The 18,238-nt window shown below is 47.3% G+C and carries 28 protein-coding genes and 3 pseudogenes; 25 read left to right on the forward strand and 6 right to left on the reverse strand.

Translation table 11 applies throughout. The annotated features are described in order from the left end of the window. Nucleotides 1-66: 66 nt before the first annotated feature. Nucleotides 67-879 carry a 2,3,4,5-tetrahydropyridine-2,6-dicarboxylate N-succinyltransferase gene (locus RS881_RS13830; protein ID WP_315821615.1) on the reverse strand — a complete coding sequence of 271 codons (813 nt, stop codon included), beginning with the start codon at nt 877-879 and terminating at the stop codon, nt 67-69. Between the two features lie 140 nt (nt 880-1,019). Here RS881_RS13830 and RS881_RS13835 point away from each other — a divergent pair, with 140 nt between their 5' ends. The 11 genes and pseudogenes from RS881_RS13835 to RS881_RS13885 all read left to right on the forward strand — a co-directional run bounded on the left by RS881_RS13835 (nt 1,020) and on the right by RS881_RS13885 (nt 6,076). After that, on the forward strand, nt 1,020-1,586 hold the full coding sequence (locus tag RS881_RS13835; RefSeq protein ID WP_315821616.1) for an L-threonylcarbamoyladenylate synthase: 567 nt from the start codon (nt 1,020-1,022) through the stop codon (nt 1,584-1,586). A gap of 91 nt (nt 1,587-1,677) precedes the next feature. Continuing rightward, a complete protein-coding gene (locus RS881_RS13840) occupies nt 1,678-1,884 on the forward strand; it encodes a glycosyltransferase family 9 protein (RefSeq protein WP_315821617.1) in 207 nt (68 codons plus the stop codon). A 295-nt stretch (nt 1,885-2,179) separates the two neighbouring features. Next, nucleotides 2,180-2,668, forward strand: coding sequence for a glycosyltransferase family 9 protein (locus tag RS881_RS13845; RefSeq protein ID WP_315821618.1), 489 nt, complete (start codon nt 2,180-2,182; stop codon nt 2,666-2,668). Nucleotides 2,669-2,833: 165 nt separating this feature from the next. Beyond that, nucleotides 2,834-3,436: pseudogene (locus RS881_RS13850) on the forward strand (hypothetical protein). Continuing rightward, nucleotides 3,433-3,645, forward strand: a complete 213-nt coding sequence (locus RS881_RS13855) for a tRNA nucleotidyltransferase/poly(A) polymerase-related protein (protein ID WP_315821619.1) — start codon at nt 3,433-3,435, stop codon at nt 3,643-3,645. The pseudogene RS881_RS13850 and the gene RS881_RS13855 overlap by 4 nt, the downstream one beginning before the upstream one ends. Continuing rightward, nucleotides 3,642-3,806 (forward strand): HD domain-containing protein, encoded by a 165-nt coding sequence (locus tag RS881_RS13860; RefSeq protein WP_315821620.1) that lies wholly within the window; start codon nt 3,642-3,644, stop codon nt 3,804-3,806. The genes RS881_RS13855 and RS881_RS13860 overlap by 4 nt, the downstream gene beginning before the upstream one ends. Nucleotides 3,807-3,902: 96 nt before the next feature. Further along, nucleotides 3,903-4,337 (forward strand): HD domain-containing protein, encoded by a 435-nt coding sequence (locus RS881_RS13865; RefSeq protein WP_315821621.1) that lies wholly within the window; start codon nt 3,903-3,905, stop codon nt 4,335-4,337. Nucleotides 4,338-4,523: 186 nt separating this feature from the next. Continuing rightward, on the forward strand, nt 4,524-4,772 hold the full coding sequence (locus RS881_RS13870; protein WP_315821622.1) for an IS1096 element passenger TnpR family protein: 249 nt from the start codon (nt 4,524-4,526) through the stop codon (nt 4,770-4,772). Continuing rightward, the gene (locus RS881_RS13875) at nt 4,754-5,098 is read left to right on the forward strand and encodes an IS1096 element passenger TnpR family protein (protein ID WP_315821623.1); all 345 of its coding nucleotides are present in this window, start codon (nt 4,754-4,756) and stop codon (nt 5,096-5,098) included. Before RS881_RS13870 ends, RS881_RS13875 begins: the two co-directional genes overlap by 19 nt. A 73-nt stretch (nt 5,099-5,171) precedes the next feature. Continuing rightward, a complete protein-coding gene (locus tag RS881_RS13880) occupies nt 5,172-5,597 on the forward strand; it encodes a tRNA (adenosine(37)-N6)-dimethylallyltransferase (protein ID WP_315821624.1) in 426 nt (141 codons plus the stop codon). A 173-nt stretch (nt 5,598-5,770) separates the two neighbouring features. Next, nucleotides 5,771-6,076, forward strand: coding sequence for a tRNA dimethylallyltransferase (locus tag RS881_RS13885; RefSeq protein WP_315821625.1), 306 nt, complete (start codon nt 5,771-5,773; stop codon nt 6,074-6,076). A 452-nt stretch (nt 6,077-6,528) separates the two neighbouring features. Here the strand turns inward: RS881_RS13885 and RS881_RS13890 are convergent, their stop codons facing one another. The 4 genes from RS881_RS13890 to RS881_RS13905 all read right to left on the reverse strand — a co-directional run bounded on the left by RS881_RS13890 (nt 6,529) and on the right by RS881_RS13905 (nt 8,854). Next, complete coding sequence (locus RS881_RS13890; protein WP_315821626.1) at nt 6,529-7,776, reverse strand: OmpP1/FadL family transporter; 1,248 nt, start codon at nt 7,774-7,776, stop codon at nt 6,529-6,531. Next, on the reverse strand, nt 7,754-8,092 hold the full coding sequence (locus RS881_RS13895; protein ID WP_315821627.1) for a hypothetical protein: 339 nt from the start codon (nt 8,090-8,092) through the stop codon (nt 7,754-7,756). The genes RS881_RS13890 and RS881_RS13895 overlap by 23 nt, the downstream gene beginning before the upstream one ends. Nucleotides 8,093-8,213: 121 nt before the next feature. Continuing rightward, a complete protein-coding gene (locus tag RS881_RS13900) occupies nt 8,214-8,555 on the reverse strand; it encodes a hypothetical protein (protein ID WP_315821628.1) in 342 nt (113 codons plus the stop codon). Between the two features lie 38 nt (nt 8,556-8,593). Further along, entirely contained in the window at nt 8,594-8,854 is a 261-nt protein-coding gene (locus RS881_RS13905) for a hypothetical protein (protein ID WP_315821629.1), read from the reverse strand. A gap of 340 nt (nt 8,855-9,194) precedes the next feature. Here RS881_RS13905 and RS881_RS61605 point away from each other — a divergent pair, with 340 nt between their 5' ends. From RS881_RS61605 to RS881_RS13965, 13 genes and pseudogenes are all read left to right on the forward strand, one after another. Then, nucleotides 9,195-9,485, forward strand: coding sequence for a class-II aminoacyl-tRNA synthetase family protein (locus RS881_RS61605; protein WP_315821630.1), 291 nt, complete (start codon nt 9,195-9,197; stop codon nt 9,483-9,485). Between the two features lie 29 nt (nt 9,486-9,514). After that, on the forward strand, nt 9,515-10,624 hold the full coding sequence (gene proS, locus RS881_RS13915; RefSeq protein ID WP_315821631.1) for a proline--tRNA ligase: 1,110 nt from the start codon (nt 9,515-9,517) through the stop codon (nt 10,622-10,624). A 355-nt stretch (nt 10,625-10,979) separates the two neighbouring features. Continuing rightward, complete coding sequence (locus RS881_RS13920) at nt 10,980-11,936, forward strand: NAD(P) transhydrogenase subunit alpha (protein ID WP_315821632.1); 957 nt, start codon at nt 10,980-10,982, stop codon at nt 11,934-11,936. Between the two features lie 149 nt (nt 11,937-12,085). Further along, nucleotides 12,086-12,208: an NAD(P) transhydrogenase subunit alpha part 2 gene (locus RS881_RS61610; RefSeq protein WP_315821633.1), complete on the forward strand. Its 123-nt coding sequence runs from the start codon at nt 12,086-12,088 to the stop codon at nt 12,206-12,208. Next, on the forward strand, nt 12,205-12,396 hold the full coding sequence (locus RS881_RS13930) for a proton-translocating transhydrogenase family protein (RefSeq protein WP_315821634.1): 192 nt from the start codon (nt 12,205-12,207) through the stop codon (nt 12,394-12,396). Before RS881_RS61610 ends, RS881_RS13930 begins: the two co-directional genes overlap by 4 nt. Before the next feature lie 64 nt (nt 12,397-12,460). Further along, the gene (locus tag RS881_RS59435) at nt 12,461-13,477 is read left to right on the forward strand and encodes an NAD(P)(+) transhydrogenase (Re/Si-specific) subunit beta (RefSeq protein WP_350340125.1); all 1,017 of its coding nucleotides are present in this window, start codon (nt 12,461-12,463) and stop codon (nt 13,475-13,477) included. Nucleotides 13,478-13,494: 17 nt separating this feature from the next. Then, nucleotides 13,495-13,961: pseudogene (locus RS881_RS59440) on the forward strand (NAD(P)(+) transhydrogenase (Re/Si-specific) subunit beta). A 110-nt stretch (nt 13,962-14,071) separates the two neighbouring features. Then, nucleotides 14,072-14,527 (forward strand): hypothetical protein, encoded by a 456-nt coding sequence (locus RS881_RS13940; RefSeq protein ID WP_315821635.1) that lies wholly within the window; start codon nt 14,072-14,074, stop codon nt 14,525-14,527. Nucleotides 14,528-15,570: 1,043 nt separating this feature from the next. After that, nucleotides 15,571-15,615: pseudogene (locus RS881_RS13945) on the forward strand (hypothetical protein); the annotation flags it as partial. Between the two features lie 230 nt (nt 15,616-15,845). Beyond that, entirely contained in the window at nt 15,846-16,397 is a 552-nt protein-coding gene (locus tag RS881_RS13950; RefSeq protein ID WP_315824471.1) for an NOL1/NOP2/SUN domain family protein, read from the forward strand. A 38-nt stretch (nt 16,398-16,435) separates the two neighbouring features. Further along, nucleotides 16,436-16,684 carry a hypothetical protein gene (locus RS881_RS13955; RefSeq protein WP_315821636.1) on the forward strand — a complete coding sequence of 83 codons (249 nt, stop codon included), beginning with the start codon at nt 16,436-16,438 and terminating at the stop codon, nt 16,682-16,684. Nucleotides 16,685-16,713: 29 nt separating this feature from the next. Then, nucleotides 16,714-16,788 (forward strand): hypothetical protein, encoded by a 75-nt coding sequence (locus tag RS881_RS13960; protein ID WP_315824472.1) that lies wholly within the window; start codon nt 16,714-16,716, stop codon nt 16,786-16,788. A 39-nt stretch (nt 16,789-16,827) separates the two neighbouring features. Then, nucleotides 16,828-17,514, forward strand: coding sequence for a muramidase family protein (locus RS881_RS13965; protein ID WP_315821637.1), 687 nt, complete (start codon nt 16,828-16,830; stop codon nt 17,512-17,514). On the opposite strand, the gene RS881_RS13970 is transcribed toward RS881_RS13965, so the two are convergent. Next, a complete protein-coding gene (locus RS881_RS13970; protein ID WP_315821638.1) occupies nt 17,499-17,651 on the reverse strand; it encodes a hypothetical protein in 153 nt (50 codons plus the stop codon). The genes RS881_RS13965 and RS881_RS13970 overlap by 16 nt on opposite strands. Here RS881_RS13970 and RS881_RS13975 point away from each other — a divergent pair. After that, complete coding sequence (locus RS881_RS13975) at nt 17,641-17,952, forward strand: hypothetical protein (protein ID WP_315821639.1); 312 nt, start codon at nt 17,641-17,643, stop codon at nt 17,950-17,952. The genes RS881_RS13970 and RS881_RS13975 overlap by 11 nt on opposite strands. The last annotated feature ends 286 nt before the right edge of the window (nt 17,953-18,238 follow it).

An 18,238-nucleotide genomic window follows, 5' to 3' on the forward strand; every position in this document is an offset into this window, starting at 1 on the left:
GAAAATTAAAATTGTTTCTGTACCTACCCTTCAAAATACCGGCAATGCTTTCTGAATGCTGGTTCCCTACACACTCACATTGAAATCCCGCAACGCATCATTCAAACTCGTCTTCAGGTCTGTACTGGGCTTGCGCTGACCAATGATCAGGGCGCAACCTACACTGTATTCTCCCGCTGGGAATTTTTTGGTATACGAACCAGGTATCACTACACTGCGGGCCGGTACACGGCCCTTATACTCTACAGGCTCTGCACCACTCACGTCAATGATCTTCGTACTCTTCGTCAACACCACATTGGCGCCCAATACCGCTTCTTTCTCTACGATCACCCCTTCTACTACAATACAACGGCTGCCAATAAAACAACCATCTTCCACGATCACCGGCGAAGCTTGTAAAGGTTCCAGTACACCCCCAATGCCTACACCACCACTCAGGTGCACACCCTTTCCAATTTGCGCACAACTGCCTACTGTTGCCCAGGTATCCACCATCGTGCCCTCATCTACATAAGCGCCGATATTTACATAAGAAGGCATCAATACCACATTTCGGCCAATAAAAGCCCCATACCGTGCAATAGCATGCGGTACAGCACGAACACCCAGGTCTTTATAATTGTTCTTCAACAACATTTTATCATAAAATTCAAAAGGCCCCAAACTCCAGGTCTGCATCTGCTGGATGCCAAAATACAACAGGATCGCCTGCTTTACCCACTCATTCACCGTCCAACCCTGATCGCCGGGCGAAGCTACCCGCAATAAACCCTTATCCACCTCAGCAATCGTGGATTTTACAGCTTCCGTATACTTATTCTCTTTTAATAACTCCCGGTTACCCCAGGCTTCTACAATCAGTTGTTGCAATTCCATGATGAAGAATTTTTGGCAAATCTACTATATGCCAGGCATATTTACCGGAACAATGCCACAACATACCCATCCTTTATCAGGGAAATTAAGGACCACAAGGCCCGTTTTCCCGTCTTGTTTTTACGCAATACATTTGCACCATGGATTTCACCACCGATGTAGAAAAAGCCCTGACCGTATTACAGGCAGGCGGATTGATACTGTATCCTACCGATACCGTCTGGGGTATTGGCTGCGATGCCACCAATGCCGATGCAGTTCGTAAGATCTATGAACTGAAACTGCGGCCCGGATCAAAAAGTATGATCGTGCTCCTCGCCGATCAGCGCGACCTCCTGCAATACGTGGCCCATCCCGACCTCGCCATATTCGATTACCTGGACTCAGTGACCAAACCCACAACCGTTATTTACGAGGGCGCCATTGGACTGGCCGATAACCTCGTCAACCAGGATGGTTCCATTGCCATTCGTATCGTGCAGGAAACCTTCTGCAAGCACCTGATCAAACGCCTCCGGAAACCCATTGTGTCCACATCCGCCAATCTCAGCAGCCAACCTACGCCCCGTACCTTTACAGAGATTTCCGAAACCATCAGGCAACAGGTAGATTATATCGTGCAATACCGGCAACACGATGCCGCCATTGCCGAACCGTCTGCCGTCGTGCGATGGGATCGCGGACAGGTTACCGTCATCCGACCCTGATCCTTACCCATTGAACATTGAGTATTGAACATTAAGCATCGAACATTGAAAATTAGAAATTCACCAATTTTCACATTCTAAAGCATAGACTTTGCAGATCCTCGTCATTCAAACAGCTTTTATTGGTGATGTTGTACTGGCAACCGGTATAGTCGAAAAATTACACCACCATTTCCCGGGGGCACAAATTGATTTTATGCTGCGCAAAGGCAACGAAGGCCTGCTCAAAAACCATCCTTACCTGCGCGAAGTATTGGTATGGAATAAAGCATCCGGTCAAAAAATAAAAACCTGTTGAAACTCCTGCGTATTATCCGCAGCCGCCACTACGATAAAGTGATCAATATACAACGGTTTGCAGCCACTGGCCTGCTCACTGCTTTTCCGGCGCCCGGGAGACCATTGATTCGATAAGAACCCATTCAGCCGTTTTTTACAAAACGTATCAAACACGTCATCAGCGATGGTACAACTACTCGCCATGAAATAGAAAGGAACGACGAACTGATCAAGGCATTTACCAGCGGAGCGCCTGAAAACCCAGGCTCTACCCTTCACAGTCAGATGAGGAGGCCGTATGGCAATACCAGCAGGTGCCTTATATCACTATTTCGCCAGCTTCCGTATGGTTCACCAAACAGTACCCTGCTGATAAATGGACCAGTTTTGTAAACCGCCTTACCACCACCCATCACATTTACCTGCTGGGTGGTCCGGGTGATGTTGCCCTGGCCGAAGCCATTAAAGCAGGAGCTCCCCAATTACCCCTTACCAACCTATGTGGTAAGTTGAACTTTCTCCAATCCACAGCCCTCATGAAGCGCGCCGTGATGAATTATGTAAACGATTCAGCCCCCATGCACTTTGCTTCTGCCGTCAATGCACCCGTTACTGCAGTATATTGCTCTACATTACCGTCTTTTGGCTTTGGACCCTTATCCGATAAACGGTTTATCGTAGAGGTACAGGAGCCCCTTCCTTGCCGTCCCTGCGGACTACATGGCCGCAAAACTTGCCCCCTGGGCCACTTTAAATGCGCCTGCAACATCATGGATGAACAACTCCTGGCAGCACTGGAGTAGAGAGTGCGCTCGAAAACTTTCGGGAGAGGGTGGTGCATCCGAAGCTGCTACACCTACCTGCCAGGTAATAGAACGAAAGCCCCAACCTCCCTCACTGCCTCATCGCCTTCCACTCCCGGCCATTCTAAATTCTATATTCTGTATTCTTGTATTTACATTTGCCCAATGGATATCCGGTGTTCTGATAAAGAACTGTTTGTTTTCAATAAAATAGCCCATGCTGCAGCCGATATTGGCATTGAAGCCTGGATCATCGGCGGTTTCGTGCGCGATAAATTGATAGGCCGCAATACCAAGGATGCTGATATTGTATGCGTAGGAAATGGTATCGAATTGGCCAATCGCGTAGCCGATCGTTTCAAGCCCCGTCCCCACGTTGCTTTTTTAAAACCTATGGTACTGCACAAATAAAACTCAAAGAATTCTACCACGAAGAAAGACACATTGCTTCCTCCGAAGACGGATCTTCTCTCCCCTCCTTCAAAAGAGGGCCTGGGGGAGGCTGAAGAGGCCTTTGAGATCGAATTCGTAGGCGCCCGCAAAGAATCCTACCGTTACCATTCCCGCAATCCTGAAGTTGTACCCGGTACCATTAAAGACGACCAGGATCGGCGCGATTTTACCATCAATGCCATGGCCATCAGCCTCAACAAAGCCGATTATGGCAAACTGGTGGATCCCTTTGATGGATTGAAAGACCTGGAAAATAAACTCATCCGCACACCACTCGATCCCCTGCAAACATTCAGTGATGACCCCTCCGGATGATGCGCGCTATTCGTTTTGCAGCACAATTGGGCTTTACCATCCACCCGCCTGTTTTTCAGGCCATCAAGGACAATGTAGAACGCATCCGCATTATTTCACAAGAGCGTATTACCGATGAACTCAATAAAATACTCTTAAGCGATAAGCCTTCCATTGGACTTGATCTCCTCTATAAAAGCGGCCTGTTGCACATTATTTTCCCCAAATGATCGACCTCGTGGGGGCCGAATTTGTTGATGGATTGGGACATAAAGATAACTTTTACCACACCCTTCAGGTGGTCGATAATATCAGCGTGCACACAAAAGACCTCTGGCTCCGCTGGGCAGCATTATTGCACGATATCGGTAAACCCCACCAAAAAATTTGAGGCCGGACACGGCTGGACATTTCACGGCCATGAAGTAGTAGGAGGCCGGATGGTACCCCGCATCTTTACCCGGCTTAAACTGCCCCAAAACGAAAAATGCGCTTCGTCCGTAAACTGGTCGAACTACATTTACGTCCCATTAGCCTAACCAAAGAAGATATTACCGATTCTGCTATCCGCCGCCTCCTGTTCGATGCAGGTGACGATATTGATGCCCTCATGTTATTGTGTAGTGCCGATATCACCTCCAAAAACAAACAAAAAGTAAAACGGTTCCTCGAAAATTTCGAGCTCGTAAAAGAACGATTAAAAGAAGTAGAAGAAAAAGACCGCATCCGCAACTGGCAACCACCCATCACCGGCGAAATGATCATGGAAATATTCGGCCTCACCCCCTGTAAATACGTTGGGGATATTAAAAATGCCATCCGGGAAGCCATTTTGGACGGAAAAATTGACAATAATTATGACGCTGCCTATGATTTTATGATGAAAACGGCACAAGAAATAGGGTTAAAACCTGTCGCATAAATACCAGCCCCGAAATCAGTTGCTGGTATGATAGTTGTGCGAAAAAAGAGTTTAAAGGAATTATATTACTTTTGGAATAGTAACAGCACTATTAACCTTAGAAACTGCTTAACAGGTATTCGGTCCAATTAAAAACGTAACTACCTGTAAGAACCATAAACCAGAAACAAGTAACAAGCAACTATTATGGCTGTATTAAAATTCAGGATATATTTTGAGGAAGACGATAGCATTTATCGTGATGTGGCTGTAAAGCACACACAAACCTTCTTGCAATTGCACCAGATCATCCTGAAAGCTTACGAATTCGATAGTAAACACCAGGCTACTTTCTACCGCAGCAATGACCATTGGCAGCGCGGAAGGGAAATAAGCCTGGCCAAATACGATAGACCCTACAAAGTGGCCCCCTCCTCATGGAGGAAACCACCATAGGTTCCGAGATCCGCGATCCCAACCAGAAATTTATCTACAACTATGATTTTGTCAAAGGATGGAGTTTCATGGTAGAGCTGATCAATGTGTCTAAAGAAGAAAATGCGAAACTCGACTATCCTGTATTGGTTAAAACCGAAGGCATTGCCCCTTCACAATATGGCACCAAAGGCCTCGTGGGTGATAAACTTACCGAAGTAGAAGAAAAATATGACCTGAAAGCCGGTGCGGAAGGGTTCAGCACAGAAGGCGATGATGATGGCCTCGAAATGGGCGAAGAAGCAGAAGAAGCCGAAGAAGAAGGCGGCAAAGAAGAAGATATTTAGAAATTCCCGGAACTTATACAGGAGGTGATATCCACATCGGCAGGAGGTCACCTCTTTTTGTTAACAACCAAGCATGCAGCAAACCTGTATAGTCATCGTAGGACCTACAGCTGTGGGTAAAACGGCCCTTGCTATCCGTGTAGCAAACCATTTTAATACAGCTATCATTTCTGCCGATTCCCGCCAATGCTACCGCGAAATGACCATTGGTGTCGCAAAACCTTCGCCAGCCGAACTGGCCACCGTACAACACTATTTTATCAACTCCCATTCCATCCACCAGGATGTAAATGCAGCCACTTTTGAACAATATGCCCTGCAATCCGTTAACGAAATATATCAACACACCCCGGTAGCCGTCATGACCGGCGGCACCGGCCTCTATGTAAAAGCTTTTTGTGAAGGCCTGGACGATATCCCCCCGTCTCCCAGGAGGTCAGGGAGCATATCAATGAACAGTTTCAACAGCAGGGCCTTTCCTGGTTGCAACAACAAGTAGCACAACAGGACCCCCTCTATTACAGTACCGGCGAAATTCACAACCCCAGCGGCTTCTGAGAGCACTGGAGGTAAAATTGGTCACCGGTCAGTCAATCCGGACTTTCCAACAAGGAAAAAGGCCGCCAGATCGTTCCGGATTGTTAAAATTGGATTGAATTACCCAAGGAAGAATTGCATAGAAACATTAACCAACGCGTAGATTTGATGATGCAGGAAGGATTATTGGAAGAAGTACGTTCTTTATTACACTGGCGGCAATTAAATGCACTTCAAACCGTGGGATACAATGAGTTGTTTCAATATTTCGATGGCCACAACACCTTGCCCCAGGCTGTCGAAGCCATCAAAACAAACACCCGTCAGTATGCTAAAAGACAGCTCACTTGGTTTCGCAAAAGCATTGATGTACAATGGTTTTCTCCGGGTAATGAAGCCGCCGTACTCCAATATTGCCAATTGGCAACGGCTGGAGCATGAAAACAGGGGCAGCGATCCAGTGAACACCCTTGGTCTAAGGGCTAATACTTAGCCAAACGTAAATTTTGTTAATATTAGCGATAGACGGCTATTTGGATGTGAAATTATTCTAATAAGATATCCGACTTTTGTAATGCCAAACAACCAGCCGGGAGCGAATCCCGGCAATCCGTAGAGATCCCCTATGAGGACTTTAAAGTGAAGGGTTAAGGTTTTTAAAAGAACCTTGAAAACAAACCCCGCCTTTTCAGGCGGGGTTTATTATTTAAAACATTTATGTAAAATCGTTTTGATGCGTTTGCTGAAGTACGTAGATGCTTTTAATAAAGAAACCTTTATGTATTAAACCCTATCCAGGATTCACGAACCTATTGAAACAAACGCATTGCCGGCCGCCGATTCACGACTCTCTCACATTTCACATCTCACGTCTCACAACTTAATCCCAAACGTCAGCATGATATTGCTGCTCTGATCTTTGATCGTAGCGTAGGTATTAGCCCGTGGAGCATCCACCCGGTAGGGAAGTCGGCATCTTTATTGAGGCTGCGCACGTACGTAAGATCAATAAATATACCATGATTACGATAGCCCAAGCCACCGCTCACATTCATTTTATGTGCTTTCAGTTCTTTGTCTTCATAAGGATTGCCATAGTAAGCAAAGCCAAGCCGGGTCATGATCGTATTGAACTTTAGCTCACCACCTACCCGGAAGTTCAACGCACCCTTATAGCTTTTTTTCACCGCCTCTGTTACCTGCTTGAAATATTCTCCTTCCCCGTTGTCCTCCGCTTCATTGAATTTGGAACTACCATACGTTACATACTCAATATCCGCAGAAATGAATCCCTTTTGACGGGAAACATCCTCTACTTCATTTAATACATAAGAACCGCTCACCATAAATTTCCAGGGCGATACCAGGTCGTATTTGAATTCAGGATCTTTCTTGGCATCGAATAAGGTAGCGGACTGGATACTGTCTAATCCAGGTTTGCCCGGAAACAGGTCCTCTACGTCCGTTACCATTTTACTGGAAGTCTTATCCTTCAGGGCATATAGGCTTGGGCTATGTACAGCTACCCCGATCCGCAGCCTTTCTACGGGTTTGAAGATTACTCCCAGCTTGGCATTGATACCAACCCCTTTGGAGGTAAATTCTTCCGTATACCTGGAATAACCAAAATCATTCACGTCTGTGGAAGCATCAGATTCCGTAAAACTGCTGTTGCGCTGATAGTTCACGATCGGTATACCTACACTACCGCCGATATAGAGCTTGTCATCCATATTCGAGGCAAAGCCCAGCGCTATTTCCGTAATACCTCCTTTGGTCGTGATCTGTTTCTCCTGGTTAACGATCCCTACATCTTCTGCACGGGAGAATACAGTTCCCTGGCCATTGGCCCCCTTTTCCACATCTACCAGGTAGGTGTACAACGACATCCTGGTAGGCACCGATACAGAACGGTCATCGATGGCATTATTGATGATCTGCTTATCCGTCAAAGAAGGATTGTTGCGGCGCTGGTTGGTATAATAATTGAAAAACTCATTGGCCAGTGGTTCCGTAAAGGAGCTGTAATCATTGATTCCTTTATAGTGATAGCTGCCGGCAAAATTAGCCGTGCGGTTTACGCCGATGCTGAAGGCCTTGCTCGACCACTTACTATACTTATCCCCCCCAACCAAATACAAATCCCGAAGCCCCCAGGTTAAACCGGTTCAGCTTATCAGCCGTTGCATCCGTTTCCCGGAAACTGCCCTTGCTCCTGGCCATCGTAAACCCAGGGCTCAATACAAGCTCACTCGTTTTATAAAATCCCAGGCCCGCAGGATTTACCCACAGGTTGGTGATCTCTCCTCCCAGGGCGCCCATAGCCCCTCCTATGGCCTGGCTGCGGGCCGACCCTTGTGGTACATTCCAGCTCATGCGCAAAGCATCTTCCGGTATCTGGGCCATCGCCTGCTGTCCGGCAAGTAATACGGCAATCAGGTAAAGTTTTCTGTTCATGTGTTTATATTCAAGATGATCAGGGAGGTATAAAAAAGAGGAATCAAAATTCAAGATATCTTAAATCCTGTTTCCTCTCATAATAATTTGCGATGTTAGTTACCGCCACGGCTTGGCCTGCTCACACCCCCACCGCCACCGCCACTACTTCCACCACTGCTGCCTGATGAGGAACTGCTACTGGAAGAAGAAGGCGTATAACTGCGTGATGAAGAATTGTCAGTTGGCGTATAAGTCCTTGCGGGCCTGTCTGAAGAACCGGGGAATAATAACTATTCCTGCCACTGCCATTTTCATTGGAAAATACCTTGCGGATACTGCTGCCCAAACTATTCGTGCGCGTATTACTGTTGTTATAACTGGGCGATCCATAACGCATGGTGCCCGTTTTAGAGGTGCTTAGAGGCCGGTTGCTATTGTTGTAATTGCTATTCGTATAACGGCCCGGATTGAACTCCCGCACCTTTGTATACACTGGCTGATTGGCCTTGGGGTTTACAATTATGATCCCAGGGCAATACGGGTTCCAATAACTATTCCAACGGTAGTAATTGCCAAAATTATAGTTCCAGTTATTCCAGTAAAAGGATTATACGTGCTGGCGCCCATCGCCCAGCTATTATAGCGGTAGTCATTCCAATCATAATCATCAAATGCACTCCAGCGATAACGGTCCCGCACCCGCATACGCAACCAGCGGTCATCCGACGAATTGCTGTATTCTTCGTTGCGATACCCATCCTGCTTCTTTTCCGTCTCCACATAAGCTGCCCCTCACGGGCGGGTGAATAATAAACATCATCCGGTGTTTTTGACTGCCCGGTTCGGGACACCGAGCAACTGGAGAAGGCAGTAACTGCCAAAGCAGTGAAAAGTAGAAGTCGGGACATGATTAGTGCGATTTTAATGTTTTACGATGCGAAGTTGCTACTTTTGCGTTCTTTCAGAATAAAATTACAATAAAAGGTGGCCAATACCATTAAAAATGTGGCCGGAATGTTAAAGTTGACCGTGAAAATCAGCGATAAAACACTGGTTTTAACCGACTGATCGCATTCCTCCATCGACTGGAAAAAGCCGCCCCGAGCTAATAAAATTCAAAATGAGCAAAGAGATCACCAGTAGAAGCGCCGACTATTCCCAATGGTACAACGACCTTGTTATTAAAGGCAGCCTGGCCGACTATTCGGCTGTACGCGGTTGTATGGTAATAAAACCCTATGGGTTTGCACTTTGGGAAAATATGCGCGATGCCCTCGACAAAATGTTCAAGGATACCGGCCACGTCAATGCTTATTTCCCCCTCTTTGTGCCCAAAAGCCTCTTTGAGGCAGAAGAAAAAATGCCGAAGGTTTCGCCAAGGAATGCGCCGTTGTTACCCATTATCGCCTGAAAGCCGATCCCGCGCACAAAGGCAAACTGATGGTCGATCCCGAAGCCAAATTGGAAGAAGAACTCGTAGTACGCCCTACCAGCGAAGCCATCATTTGGAACACGTATAAAAACTGGATTCAATCCTATCGCGACCTGCCCATTCTCATCAACCAATGGGCCAACGTAGTCCGTTGGGAAATGCGTACCCGCCTTTTCTTACGCACAGCCGAATTCCTCTGGCAGGAAGGTCATACCGCCCATGCTACTGCCAAAGAAGCAGTAGCTGAGGCAGAACAAATGCTCCATGTATATGCCGATTTTGTAGAGAACTGGATGGCATTACCCGTCATCAAAGGATTGAAAACAGAAAGCGAACGTTTTGCCGGTGCTGTTGAAACCTATTGCATCGAAGCCCTCATGCAGGATGGCAAGGCCCTCCAGGCAGGTACTTCCCATTTCCTGGGTCAAAACTTTGCCAAAGCCTTTGAAGTAAAATTCTCTGATAAGGAAAATAAACTCGATTATGTATGGGCCACCAGCTGGGGCGTAAGTACCCGCCTCATTGGAGCCCTCGTCATGGCCCATAGCGACGATGAAGGACTGATCCTGCCCCCAAAGATTGCCCCACACCAGGTTGTGATCGTACCCATTTACAAAGGCGAAGAAAGCAAACCCGTCATTGATGCCAAAGCCAAAACCCTGGCAGCAGAACTGAAAGCAGCCGGTATCCGCGTGAAATTTGATGACAACGACAATACCCGCCCCGGTTGGAAATTTGCCGAATACGAAATGAAAGGCGTACCCGTACGCATTGCCATCGGTGCAAGAGATATTGAGAACAATGTAGCCGAACTGGCCCGCCGCGATACCCGCGAAAAGACCAGCGTATCACTCGACGGATTGGCTGCCCGCGTTATTGCCCTCCTCGACGAAATACAACAAGCCATTTACAACAAAGCCCTGACTTTCCGTGATGAGCACATCACCAGGGTCAATACCTGGGACGAGTTTGTAAAGACCCTCAACGAAAAAGGTGGTTTTGTTTCCGCCCATTGGGATGGTACAGCCGAAACCGAAGAAAAGATCAAAGAACAAACCAAAGCCACCATTCGCTGTATTCCCTCGACAATGCACAGGAAGAAGGCGTTTGTGTACTGAGCGGCAAGCCCAGCAAACAACGCGTACTATTTGCCCAGGCTTATTAAGAAAAGAAATCAATAAGAGTTTGGATGATATACTGGTCCATGCGCCCCCAAGGTACATGGACCTTTTTTGTAGGCTACCGTATTCAAAAGCTCGCAGCTCGAGGCTCGCAGCTTTTCCCCTAACACCTAACGCCTAATTCCGTATTCTAAATTCTGTATTCTGAATTCTGTATTCTTCAGCTGTTTTTGTGTACCTTGAATGCACAATCAATGGCTATGACGCTTGGAATTTTAAAAGAACCATCAGCCGAAACCCGTGTATCCCTGCTACCCGAAGCGGTAGCTACCCTAACCAAAAAGGCATCACCGTGCTGGTAGAGCAGGGTGCAGGCGAAAAAGCCTACAGCAGCGACCAGGAATATACCAAAGCAGGCGCCCAGATCAAAAACAGGCAGGAGGTACTACAAACCGCCGATATCATCCTCGCCATCCACCAGTTTCCCGAAACCGAAACCCTTGCTGCAAAGATCATCATCGGTGTATACCAGCCCCTGTTTAATCCAGGCCTCATGCAGCATTGGGCCACCCGGCAGGTCACTTCTTTTAGCCTCGATATGTTGCCCCGTACTACCCGTGCCCAAAGCATGGATGTCCTAAGCTCCCAGGCCAATATTGCAGGGTACAAAGCCGTATTGCTGGCTGCCAATACCTATGGCCGTTACTTTCCCATGTTCATGACCGCTGCCGGTAGCATTGCTCCCGCCAAAATATTGATCCTCGGCGCCGGCGTAGCCGGTTTACAGGCCATAGCCACCGCCCGCCGCCTGGGCGCCGTCGTCGAAGTATTCGATACACGCCCGGCTGTAAAAGAAGAAGTGATGAGCCTCGGCGCTAAATTTGTCGAAGTAGAAGGCGCAGCCGACGCTTCCAAAGCTGGTGGCTATGCCGTAGAACAATCCGACGATTACAAACAACGCCAGCAGCAAAGAATAGCCGAAAGCATTGCCAAAGCCGATATCATTATCACCACCGCACAAATACCAGGCAAAAAAGCACCCATCCTCATCAGCGAGCCCATGCTCCAAAACATGCGCAATGGTTCTGTGATCATCGACCTGGCAGCGGCTACCGGTGGTAATACCCCCTTTACAAAAAACAACGAGACCGTATCCTTCAATGGCGTACGCATCGTCGGCGATAGCAACCTGCCCGCTACCATGCCATCCGATGCCAGCAAACTGTATGGTAAGAACATATTGAACTTTTGCAGCTCATCATCAATAAAGAAGGCGGCCTTCACCTCAATTGGGAAGACGATCTCGTGAAAGGAGCCTGCATTACCCATGGAGGAGCTGTGACAAATGAGCGCGTGAAAGGAAACTGAGCTACGGCAGCGGGTAAGCTAGGGAGCAGGAAGAAGGCCGTATAGGCATTTTCAAATTAGCAAATTTTCAAATTCTCAAATTCAGCAGCTATGGAAGCAGTATTAAAATGGCTATCCGATAACCAGCAGATCATCTACATCGTTATCCTCATGATCTTTGTAGGTATTGAGGTCATTGGCCGTGTACCCAGCGTACTCCACACCCCCTCATGAGTGGGGCCAATGCCATCCATGGTGTCGTCATTATCGGTGCCATTATCGTGATGGGCAAAGCCGAAGGTGATAATTATGTGGCACTGGCACTTGGTTTCCTCGCCGTGGTACTGGGGACCCTCAACGTGGTGGGAGGTTTTGTCGTCACCGATCGCATGCTGGAAATGTTTAAGTCTAAGAAGAAATAAAAAATGGTGGGTCGCCTTCCAAAGGCGGCCCACCATTTTCCAAGGAAATAACGAATTATACGCTATGGAATTCAGTATACTCACCCTTTGTTACCTGATCGGTTCAGTAACATTTATTATTGGCCTGAAGATGCTGTCCAATCCCGCCACAGCCCGCAAGGGCAACCTCATAGCGGCGGTAGGGATGACCATCGCCATTATAGGTACCATCTTCCTCTACCGCGATGAAGATACCGGTGAAAAATTGCACAACTACCTATGGATCTTCAGTGGCCTCCTCATTGGTGGTATCGTTGGCACTCTCACTGCCAAAAAAGTGAAGATGACTGCCATGCCCGAAATGGTGAGCCTGTTCAATGGCATGGGTGGAGCCTGTGCCGCACTCATCTCCATCATCGAATTTGGCCATTATGCACACGCAGGTTTTAAGAATTCCATCCAGGAAGCCTACGAGGCAGGCGATCAGATCAATGATGCTGTATTGTCCCTTGGCGTACAAACAGGTGTATTGATCACCATCTTTGCCGGTCTCATCATTGGCTCCGTCTCCTTTGCCGGTTCCATGATCGCCTGGGGTAAGCTCAATGGAAAAATAAAAGACTTTGCCTTCAAAGGCCAGCATATTGTCAACCAGGTCATCCTGGTGGCCATCCTCGCTTTATCCACCTTCCTCATTTATAAGATCAAGGTCAGCGTAGGGTCTACCGACGATGCACCCGAAGTAGCCCTTAATATTGCTTATATCTCCATGCTGTTCTATGCTGTTCTTGGCTTGTCACTGTTGTATGGTATCTTGTTTGTTATGCCCATCGGTGGTGCCGATATGCCTGTGGTCATCTCCCTCCTCAATTCCTTTACCGGCGTGGCTGCAGCTTGCGGCGGTTTCCTGTACGATAATAAAGTCATGCTTACCGGGGGTATCCTCGTAGGCGCTGCAGGTACCTTACTCACCATCCTCATGTGCAAGGCCATGAACCGTTCACTCCTCAATGTATTGATCGGCTCCTTTGGAGGAGGCAATAACAACAGCGGCGGTGGTGGCGCCAAAAAGACCAGGGCCATTATAAAGAAATTTCCCTGAGCGATACCGCGGTCGTCATGACCTATGCCCACAAAGTAATGATCGTGCCCGGCTATGGCCTCGCTGTGGCCCAGGCCCAACATGCCTGCCATGAACTCGAAAAACTATTGGAAAGCAAAGGCGTGGAAGTGAAATATGCCATCCATCCCGTGGCAGGACGCATGCCCGGTCACATGAACGTACTCCTGGCCGAAGCCGATGTGAGCTATGATAAGCTGCAGGAAATGGAACAGGCCAACGAAGAATTTCCCACTACCGATGTGGTATTGATCTTAGGTGCCAATGATGTGGTGAACCCGGCCGCCAAAACCGATCCCACTTCCCCATTTATGGCATGCCCATCCTCGATGTGGAGCTGGCCAAAAATGTGATCGTCAACAAGCGTTCCATGAAGCCCGGTTATGCCGGTATCGAAAACGACCTCTTCTTCCAACCCAAAACCTCCATGCTCTTTGGCGATGCCAAAAAGTATTGCAGGACCTGATTGCAGAGATCAAGAATTTGTGACCCAATATACCCCCTTTGACTCCTAAGAAAAGTTATACGACACCCCTGTGGTGGATGAGTTTGATCATCCTCCTGAAAATACTTTTCTTGCTCAGTACATGGTATTCTTTCACAAGATTGATGAGGATAACAGAGCCGTTTATCCAGGATATTTATCGCGAGCAAATCAAAAGAGAGCTCATCAGTCAGGGTGCTTTTTTGATTATTCTGGTAACTGAAGCAATCCTTTATTGGAGGATCCGCAACCGGATCACAAGAAAGGATTTTGTATGGATGCATATCGGAGGACTTTTACTGGCATTCGTTGGGATTCCCATTGTGTTTTCGGTATTTGTAGCCTTTCAAAGCTTGTCCAATGGCGCAGGTGAAGCCCAATCTGCAATAGCCAGGATCAGTAATATCAATAGATATTTAATATGGGCTGGTATCATAATTGGGCATATTGGTTTTGTGCTGGTATTGATCAATGCCTTTAAAAAACGTAGCGATAATTCAGATACTGCTACAAGCGATGGCCAAGATATCCTCAATGATTATGCCTGATCCTAATCTGCTCTTTGTTAAACGTCTAAACTGATCAATGCTTGGATGCTAAAAAAGCTTTACTGCTCCCGTATGGTGGATGATATTTCTCATTTTGTTGGTGCTATGGTTTTCATACCAGGTTTTAACTGTAGATAAGGGATTGCTAATCGGTACCAGGAAATTTAAGTTTTTGGTGATAGCAGGAATATTTGTCTCAATCCTGCTGGGTGAAGCTATTGCATATTGGGTTATCAGAAAGAGAAAAGTACAGAAGAAGCTGGTATGGTTGAGTATAATCAGCCTTTTGTTAGCAATTGTAATAGTGCCTGTGCTATATGTTTGCATACTTTATTTCAAAGATAGATTGCTCCGGAATGAAAGCTTTGAGAAGTGGCGTGTCTCTCTATTTAATGTGAAAAACATATTGTCCTTGTTTTTTTAGTCGTGGGGCATGCTTGTTTTGTCACATTGTTGGTAAAGGTATTAGCACAAAAGAGAAAAAGGCTATTGTTGTACAGGATACAGGAATCCTGGACGACTATGCCGATACAATTGAATAGATCTTTTATGTAATTTCCTGCTACGAGAATATTCCCCTGACCTCCACAGAAAACTGATACTGCCCCCTTCTGGTCACTCGTGATCATCACCAGCATACAACTGGTTTTTATGATCATTTTGATCCAGCATCCACCCGTCGGAGCCAGCCCATCTTCCTCCATTTACAGGCACCATCACACCACGGGGTTGACATTTAATTTTTCAGCCGTAAATTTGCCGATTAATTTGATTCCAATTTGAATTTACCACAGGCATTACTGGATGCACTCGAAGGCATTAAAGGCTACAATCGCCAAACTTTCCTCGCCGTCCACAATTCCGGCGAACAGGTCACCTCTATCCGTTTCAACCCATTGAAAACAGATAATGGGCAACCAGGGGCCGATATGGACCAGGCTATTAATCAGGACAGTTCAATGAACAACAACCCATTGCCGACTGCCGACTGCCGATTGCCGATACCCGATTCACATTTCACGTCTCACCTTTCACATTTCACGATGACCCCCATCCCCTGGTCCTCCCACGGCTACTACCTGTCCGAAAGGCCTTCCTTTACCTTCGATCCTGCCTTCCATGGCGGATTGTACTACGTGCAGGAAGCCTCTAGCATGTTCCTCGAACAAGCATTGAAACAAACAACCGACCTCAATAAAGATATACGCGTATTAGACCTCTGCGCAGCGCCGGGTGGTAAGTCTACTTTGATCCAATCCTCATTACACCTACCAGCCTCCTGGTCAGCAATGATGTTATCAAATCCAGGGCAGCCATCCTGGAAGAGAACCTCACCAAATGGGGCACGGCCAATACCATCGTTACCAACAACGATCCCGCCCACTTTGCACGGCTCGAAAACTTCTTTGATGTATTGGTGGTCGATGCGCCCTGCAGTGGCAGTGGTTTATTCCGGCGCGATGAAGAAGCCATTGCAGAATGGAGCGAACAAAATGTACACCTATGTACCCAGCGTCAGCAACGCATATTGGCCGATAGCTGGGCAACCCTCAAAGAAGGTGGTGTACTCATCTATTCCACCTGTTCCTATTCCAAGGAAGAAGATGAGCAAATAATGGATTGGTTGATGCAGGAGTTGGAAGTCGAAAGCCTGCCCCTCAGCATCGATCCCGCTTGGGGCATCGTAGAAGTCCAAAGCGAAACCAAGGCCGCCGGGTACCGCTTTTTTCCCGATCAGGTGAAAGGGGAGGGCTTCTTCCTCGCTTGCTTTCGTAAAACCGGCAGCACCCCCAATACCGTACGCCCACCCAAAAAACAAAATGGCAAAAACTGTCCAAAACCGAAACAGCCATCATTCAACCTTGGCTAAAGGACCAGTTACCTGTTCAACTGTGGAAACAAGCCGATATGATCATTGCTTTCCCGGCTTCACTCGAACAGGAGCTCCACATCACAGCAGAACACCTTTACTTGCGCAAAGCCGGTATAATAATTGGTAAAATAGCAGGTAATACCCTCGTCCCCGATCATCCATTGGCATTAAGCAACTTGTTAGCCGAAAATATTGTTGCTGTATCGTTAAATAAGGAAGAAGCCTTACAATATTTGAGGAGGGAGGAAGTTAAAATAGCTACCCCCATACAGGCTGGGCACTGATAAAATACCAAGGCATTACATTGGGTTGGGTGAAGCTCCTGGCCAATCGCATTAACAATTACTATCCTTCCGCATGGAGGATATTGAAAAGCGGAAACAATTAAAATATTTTACATCTTTGCACCGTTACGAAATTCATGTCTATGTTGAAAATCAATGTATTAATTGTTGTTTTTGTACTCTTGACCAATTTGGTGGGCGCCCAGCAGCTCAAAGTGCAGGGCGTATCTCCTTCAATTTACCTCACCCACACCGTGGCGGCCAAAGAGAACTGGTATAGTATCGGACGTTTGTACAATGTAAGCCCCAAAGAAATAGCTCCCCTCAACGCTACTACCATGGATAAACCCCTGGCCATCGGGCAATCATTGAAGATTCCCCTGACCACCAATTTATCCGTCGATGGCGCCAAGGCAGCCGATGAAGTGTTTGTGCCCCTATACCATACCGTGCAGGACAAAGAATGGCTCTACCGCATCAGCCAAAACCACAACAAAGTACCTGTGGCCAACCTGGAAAAATGGAACAACATCACCAACGACCAGCTCAAGTCTGGTATGAACATCATCGTGGGTTACCTCAAAGTAAAGCAAGGTCAATCTGCATTGGCGGCGTCCGGTGTCAGCAAAATAACAGCGGTTACCCCAGCTCCGCCAATAGCTAAAACCGAACCCGCAAAGGAACCGGCCAAAGAAGAACCTAAAAGAAACACCTGTTACCACCAATCCTCCGGTCAATCCACCTGCTACCAATCCCGTAAAGGAAACCACCACCGGTACGGTAAAGACCGAAGAGCCGAAAACCACCACACCTGTTACAACACCGGCTGAAAAACCAGTGGAAAAGCCTGCCGAAAAACAGCCGAAAAACCCGTTACCCCTGCACCGGCCCCCACTACACCCGTAGCTACTACCCCTGGCGCCGGTCCAACAACCAACAACAATACCTCCGCCAATGTGAATTTCAAAGGCGGTTATTTCAGGTCCCAATATGGTGAAACAGGTAAGATCGTTACAGGCAATGCCGGTATCTTCAGAAGCACCAGCGGTTGGAAAGATGGTAAGTTCTATGCACTCATGAACAATGTACCCATAGGCACCATTGTGAAGATCACTTTTTCTTCTACCCAAAAAACCGTCTATGCCAAGGTATTGGGACAACTGCCCGAAATGAAAGAAAGCCTCGGCCTCACCGTTCGCCTCAACGATGCCGCGGCCTCAGAGCTGGGCGCCGAAAATGGAAAGTTCTATGTAGACGTAAAATACTAAGCCACGAGCTACTAGCTACGTGCTTTAAGCTCTGGGCTAATACATCATAAACGAATCAAAAAAAGCTGCTGGATACCCCAGCAGCTTTTTTTCTTATAATAGCTCAAAATCGAAGCACACGATTCTGTATTCATCTCCTGGTGCAAAGTACAAAGGTGGGTCGCGCTCTGTCGCGCCGTAAATGCAGGGTTGGAGTGCGGCTCACCTTCATCTGGAAAGAGATGCAGGAAAGAGGTGACACCTTTTCGTTTTCGTGACGAGGGAAAGGTGTCTCCTCTTAGCCCCT

Source organism: Paraflavitalea speifideaquila, from assembly GCF_032395985.1.
Taxonomy (GTDB): Bacteria; Bacteroidota; Bacteroidia; order Chitinophagales; family Chitinophagaceae; genus Paraflavitalea; species Paraflavitalea speifideaquila.

Bases quoted from the DNA above. Each gene is read 5' to 3' on its own strand.
- RS881_RS13870 (WP_315821622.1), top strand. From the start codon at position 4,524: ATGGCTGTATTAAAATTCAGGATATATTTTGAGGAAGACGATAGCATT.
- RS881_RS13965 (WP_315821637.1), top strand. From the start codon at position 16,828: ATGTTGAAAATCAATGTATTAATTGTTGTTTTTGTACTCTTGACCAAT.
- RS881_RS13880 (WP_315821624.1), top strand. From the start codon at position 5,172: ATGCAGCAAACCTGTATAGTCATCGTAGGACCTACAGCTGTGGGTAAA.
- proS (WP_315821631.1), top strand. From the start codon at position 9,515: ATGGTCGATCCCGAAGCCAAATTGGAAGAAGAACTCGTAGTACGCCCT.
- RS881_RS61610 (WP_315821633.1), top strand. From the start codon at position 12,086: ATGGAAGCAGTATTAAAATGGCTATCCGATAACCAGCAGATCATCTAC.
- RS881_RS13930 (WP_315821634.1), top strand. From the start codon at position 12,205: ATGAGTGGGGCCAATGCCATCCATGGTGTCGTCATTATCGGTGCCATT.
- RS881_RS13855 (WP_315821619.1), top strand. From the start codon at position 3,433: ATGATGCGCGCTATTCGTTTTGCAGCACAATTGGGCTTTACCATCCAC.
- RS881_RS13835 (WP_315821616.1), top strand. From the start codon at position 1,020: ATGGATTTCACCACCGATGTAGAAAAAGCCCTGACCGTATTACAGGCA.
- RS881_RS13895 (WP_315821627.1), bottom strand. From the start codon at position 8,092: ATGAACAGAAAACTTTACCTGATTGCCGTATTACTTGCCGGACAGCAG.
- RS881_RS61605 (WP_315821630.1), top strand. From the start codon at position 9,195: ATGAGCAAAGAGATCACCAGTAGAAGCGCCGACTATTCCCAATGGTAC.
- RS881_RS13860 (WP_315821620.1), top strand. From the start codon at position 3,642: ATGATCGACCTCGTGGGGGCCGAATTTGTTGATGGATTGGGACATAAA.
- RS881_RS13875 (WP_315821623.1), top strand. From the start codon at position 4,754: ATGGAGGAAACCACCATAGGTTCCGAGATCCGCGATCCCAACCAGAAA.
- RS881_RS13865 (WP_315821621.1), top strand. From the start codon at position 3,903: ATGCGCTTCGTCCGTAAACTGGTCGAACTACATTTACGTCCCATTAGC.
- RS881_RS59435 (WP_350340125.1), top strand. From the start codon at position 12,461: ATGGAATTCAGTATACTCACCCTTTGTTACCTGATCGGTTCAGTAACA.
- RS881_RS13830 (WP_315821615.1), bottom strand. From the start codon at position 879: ATGGAATTGCAACAACTGATTGTAGAAGCCTGGGGTAACCGGGAGTTA.
- RS881_RS13955 (WP_315821636.1), top strand. From the start codon at position 16,436: ATGATCATTGCTTTCCCGGCTTCACTCGAACAGGAGCTCCACATCACA.